Here is a 4,685-nt window from a genome sequence, read left to right as displayed (position 1 = left end):
CCATCTGTAGGATCGTTCAACTGATCAGGAAAATGCTTAAATGATCAGTGTTAGCAACTTCAGCTGCTTTTTTAGGATCTAAATCCTAGCTTGCATCCTATTAAAAAGCTGTTTTTTGTGAATTTAACTCTCTAATACAACCTCATTTTCAATTAACCACCTATCTTTACTCACCACCACATTCGCGAGTTAAATACCTGATTGCCATGCATTTACAATACCAATCAATCCAACTTTTTGCCTTTCCTTATAACTTGTCCTAGATCATCAAAGGGTTCAATAACGCAACCTTTGGTTTTAAATATGTAAACCTTGATGCGGTTTAAGAAATTAAACCTCATTTGGCTATCTTTAGTGATCTTGTTCAAATTCCGCTCGTGATATAGGTCTAAACCTTACGATTTGTTGATGTTTTGAACGTTCACTTCAGGTTTACAGAAGTTTACCGCATCTTGTGGGAATACCACCAAAGGAGTAGATTTCAGTCATTGAGTTCAAAAATGTAAACCGAAATCATGAATGTAAAACAAGTTCGATTCACCGATGAAGACAGAGAATGCTTAAGCAATTACTTCCGCTTAGCAGACACTATCGCCGATTTGATTGGTCCTTACTGCGAAGTGGTTATCCATTCATTTGAAAGCTTAGAAAACTCAGTCGTGAAGATCGTCAATGGTCATCATACGGGTCGTGATATTGGGTCACCAATCACCGATTTAGGTTTACGCATGTGGAGCACATTCGAGAAAACTGGCGAAGTTTCTCCGAAAAGCTATTTCACCAACGCAGCAGATGGTTCCCTACTTAAATCGACCACCTGTGTGCTTGCTGGTCCGAAGCAAAAACCTATCGGCATGCTGTGTATCAACATGAACTTGTCTTTCCCATTCCCAGAAATCGTCAAAACACTGATGCCGCAGTGCAATGTGCCGCAAGCCATTGTCAGCGAGACATTCAGCAACAATGCAAACGACGTGATTCAACAAGCATTGAGTTCAGCCATTAACGAGGTTGACCAAGACGAGTCGGTTTCTTCCAAAGGTCGCAATAAAGCCATCATTCGTTGTTTATTTGATAACGGAGTATTTGAGCTAAAAGAGACGACTACACAAGTATCAGAGCAACTTGGGATCAGCCGACAGGCGGTTTACAAGTTTATCCGTGAATTTAAATCAGAATAAAACCAATAATTTAGGAGTTACATCGTGAAACAGATCATTGCCACTGAACAAGCACCTGCAGCTATCGGCCCTTACTCACAAGGTACGTCTTACGGCGACATGGTTTATACATCAGGTCAATTACCTCTCGTTCCAGAAACCATGCAGTTTGTTGAGGGCGGCATCAAAGAGCAGGCTCGTCAGTCTCTAGAAAACTTAAAAGCTGTATTAGAAGCGAGTAATGCAGGACTGGACACAGTGCTTAAGACAACCTGCTTCCTATCAGACATGGAGAACTTCGTTGCCTTTAATGAAGTGTATACCGAGGTGTTTGGGACTGAGAATGCACCTGCTCGCTCTTGTGTTGAAGCAGCACGACTACCAAAAGACGCACTGGTTGAAGTTGAAGCCATCGCATACAAAAAATAACCGATTTAGGTATTAATGGGTATCATAGGAGATTCTCATGAGCGTTTCATTTATCGCATTAAGCGTACTGTTCTTTGGGTTCTACGCACTGCTGTCGAACTTCAAAAAGCAAAAGAAAAGTTTTAACTTCCGCGTACTGAGTGCGCTTGCTGCTGGCTTGTTGTTCGGTGGCGCAATTCAACTTGTTTTCGGTGTCGGCAACGTTGCGACATCTGGCTTTGCTGAACTGATTTCCGTATTCGGTAAAGGCTACATCAAACTTCTACAAATGATCGTTATCCCACTGGTATTCGTGGCGATGATCTCTTCGATCATGAACGTCGAAGGCGGTGGTGCGCTATCTCGAATCGCACCAAAAATCATCGGTATTCTACTTTTCACTTGTGCAATCTCAGCAGCCGTTGGTATCGCAAGTATTTACCTATTTGGTATCGATGCAAACGCGCTAGTAAGCACTATCGGCACAAACAGTGCGATTGAAGCTCGCGGTGATTCACTGGTAGCAACACAAGATGCAATGGCGAGCAGCGGTCTGTCTGGAATGGCTCTGTCTATCATTCCAACCAACATCTTCGACATGCTAACGGGTTCTCAGCGTACTTCTACGCTATCAACTGTACTGTTCGGCATGTTCCTTGGTTACTGCATCCTTCAAGTGAAAAACCGTAAGCCAGAGAAAGTGCAAAACTTCGTTGATTTCATCAATTCTGCAAAAGAAGTGGTTCTTTCAATGGTTCGTGAAATCCTGAAGCTAACGCCTTACGGTGTATTCGCTCTGATGACCACGTTCATGATGACCAACGACCTGTTCGCACTTGCAGAGATGGGCCGCTTCCTTCTAGCAAGCTACGTAGCAATTGGCGTTATGTTCGGCATCCACTTCGTCATGGTGTCAATGTTCGGTCTTTCTCCTGCTAAGTTCATGAAGAAAATCTGGCCAGTACTCGTGTTCGGTTTCGGGTCTCGTTCAAGCATGGCAGCTATCCCACTAAACGTTGAAACACAAACTCAACGTCTAGGTGTAGACGAAGAAACAGCAAACATGTCAGCGACATTCGGTACTAGTATCGGTCAAAACGGTTGTGCCGGTATCTACCCAGCAATGCTAGCAATCATGGCGGCACAGGTCATGGGCATGCCTGTAGACTTGAGCTTTATCCTACAACTGATAGCTGTTATCGCGATTGCTTCATTCGGTATCGCAGGTGTTGGTGGCGGTGCAACGTTCGCAGCAGTAGCGGTACTGACCATCATGGGTCTAGACATCACAGTAGTCGCGATTCTAGTGTCTATCGAAGCGCTAATTGACATGGCTCGTACTGCGCTGAACATCTCAGGCTCTATGTTGTCTGGTGTTCTTACAGCGAAGAAGAATGGATCATTGAATACTGAACAGTACGACGCTGACGTTACAGCGACAGTATCAAAAGAAGCAGCAGTATAATTCTCAAACTTAATTAAGAGCACTCCACGTGAGTGCTCTTCTGTTTTTCCTGAGTTCAGGTTATTTAGGTAGTAAATATGAAAGTTGTTGTTATAGGCGGTAGCGCCGCGGGTATGAGTTTCGCAGCAAAGTACAAACGTAATCAACCATCAGACGAAGTCATCGTTTTAGATAAGCGTAGCTACATCTCTTTCGGAGCCTGTGGCCTACCTTACTTTGCAGGCGGCATGTTTGATGACACCGAACGGATGATCTCCCGTACACCAGATCAAGCCATAAAATCAGGCTTAGATGTACGTGTAGAAACAGAAATGGTGTCATTCGACCGCACTGAAAAACAAATTACAGTACGTCACCAAAATGAAGAAAGCGTCATCGATTACGATATGTTGGTCATTGCAACAGGTGCGCGACCAATCGTTCCATCATTCGGTGAGTTCAATCCAAAGCACGTATACACACTAACAAGCATGGAAGACGGATTGGCGGTTAAAGAAGCGCTAAAGGATAGTAACAAGCAGCGTGTGTGTGTTATAGGGGCAGGCTTTATCGGCCTGGAAGTATTCGATGCAGCGCACGGCTTAGACAAACACGTGACGATCATCGAACGTGAACAACAAATCATGAGCCGTCAGTTCAGCCCAGAAATCATTGAAGTAGTCGAAGGTGCGATTCGCGAATCAGGTGCAGAGCTAAAAACAGGGTGCAGCGTATCTGCAATTCGCGATGCGGAGCAAGGCGGTTACATCGTAGAAACCGATAACGGCAATATAGAAGCGGATGTCGTTATCTTATCACTCGGTTTCAAACCAAACACGGAAGCATTCGAATTACCAAAAGCTCAAAATGGCGCGTTGTTGGTGAATGAATATGGTGCCACTGAAGACGCTTACATCCATGCTGTAGGCGACTGTGCCGTTGTCCATCATATGGCACTAGGCAAACCCGTTTATGTTCCTCTAGCAACCACAGCCAACAAACAAGCACGCATGATGGCAGACAAGCTAGCCGGAAAAGATACCTACATGTCGGGCTTCTTGGGGTCGTCTTGTTTGAAAGTACTCGATTACGAATTGGCGTGTACCGGCGTATCTGAACTTCTGGCGAAAGAACACAGCTTGGACGTCAAAGTATCAACGATTTCAGATAAGAACCAAACCGATTACTACCCAGGCCAAGAAGACATCAAGGTGAAGTTGGTTTATCACCCAGAAACTAAGGTCCTTTTAGGTGGTGAAATCGTAGGTAAGAAAGGAGCCGTTGGCCGCATCAATGCACTGGCCGTAGCGATCACAGCCAAGATGACTACTCAACAACTAGGCTACATGGATTTCTGTTATGCCCCACCTTTTTCACGTACTTGGGATGCTTTAAACGTGGCGGGTAACGTCGCTAAATAAGCGAGCTGATTGTACAAATTCCAAAGAGTATTCATTGAGACATCAAAGCAGAGCGATTACGCTCTGCTTTTTTAATGCCTTAACTCTACGAACCTTATAACTAGATAATATAACGACTTATCTAGTGTTTTTGAGCTCTCTTTTAGCAAATTCAAGATGTAAAAAAGCCCGCTGATTTCTCAGCGGGCTTTTCAATGGTGGTGGAGGGATAGGGATTTGAACCCTAGAACCGCTATTAACGGTTGCCGGTTT

The 4,685-nt window shown here is 44.4% G+C and carries 4 protein-coding genes; all 4 read left to right on the top strand.

Annotated features, from left to right (window positions below):
• The first annotated feature begins 515 nt into the window (after positions 1–515).
• The 4 genes from ACED42_RS21440 to ACED42_RS21425 all read left to right on the top strand — a co-directional run bounded on the left by ACED42_RS21440 (position 516) and on the right by ACED42_RS21425 (position 4,433).
• Complete coding sequence (locus ACED42_RS21440) at positions 516–1,181, top strand: transcriptional regulator (RefSeq protein ID WP_371704084.1); 666 nt, start codon at positions 516–518, stop codon at positions 1,179–1,181.
• Positions 1,182–1,205: 24 nt separating this feature from the next.
• A complete protein-coding gene (locus ACED42_RS21435) occupies positions 1,206–1,589 on the top strand; it encodes a RidA family protein (RefSeq protein ID WP_017111552.1) in 384 nt (127 codons plus the stop codon).
• A 37-nt stretch (positions 1,590–1,626) separates the two neighbouring features.
• Positions 1,627–3,033: a cation:dicarboxylate symporter family transporter gene (locus tag ACED42_RS21430; protein WP_102482066.1), complete on the top strand. Its 1,407-nt coding sequence runs from the start codon at positions 1,627–1,629 to the stop codon at positions 3,031–3,033.
• A gap of 77 nt (positions 3,034–3,110) precedes the next feature.
• Positions 3,111–4,433 carry a CoA-disulfide reductase gene (locus ACED42_RS21425; protein ID WP_371704082.1) on the top strand — a complete coding sequence of 441 codons (1,323 nt, stop codon included), beginning with the start codon at positions 3,111–3,113 and terminating at the stop codon, positions 4,431–4,433.
• Positions 4,434–4,685 lie beyond the last annotated feature (252 nt).

The organism is Vibrio sp. FF145 (assembly GCF_041439075.1).
GTDB classification, from domain to species: Bacteria; Pseudomonadota; Gammaproteobacteria; order Enterobacterales; family Vibrionaceae; genus Vibrio; species Vibrio tasmaniensis_A.
Note: the sequence above shows the minus strand (reverse complement) of the source record. Positions and strands in the feature narration are given on the sequence as shown.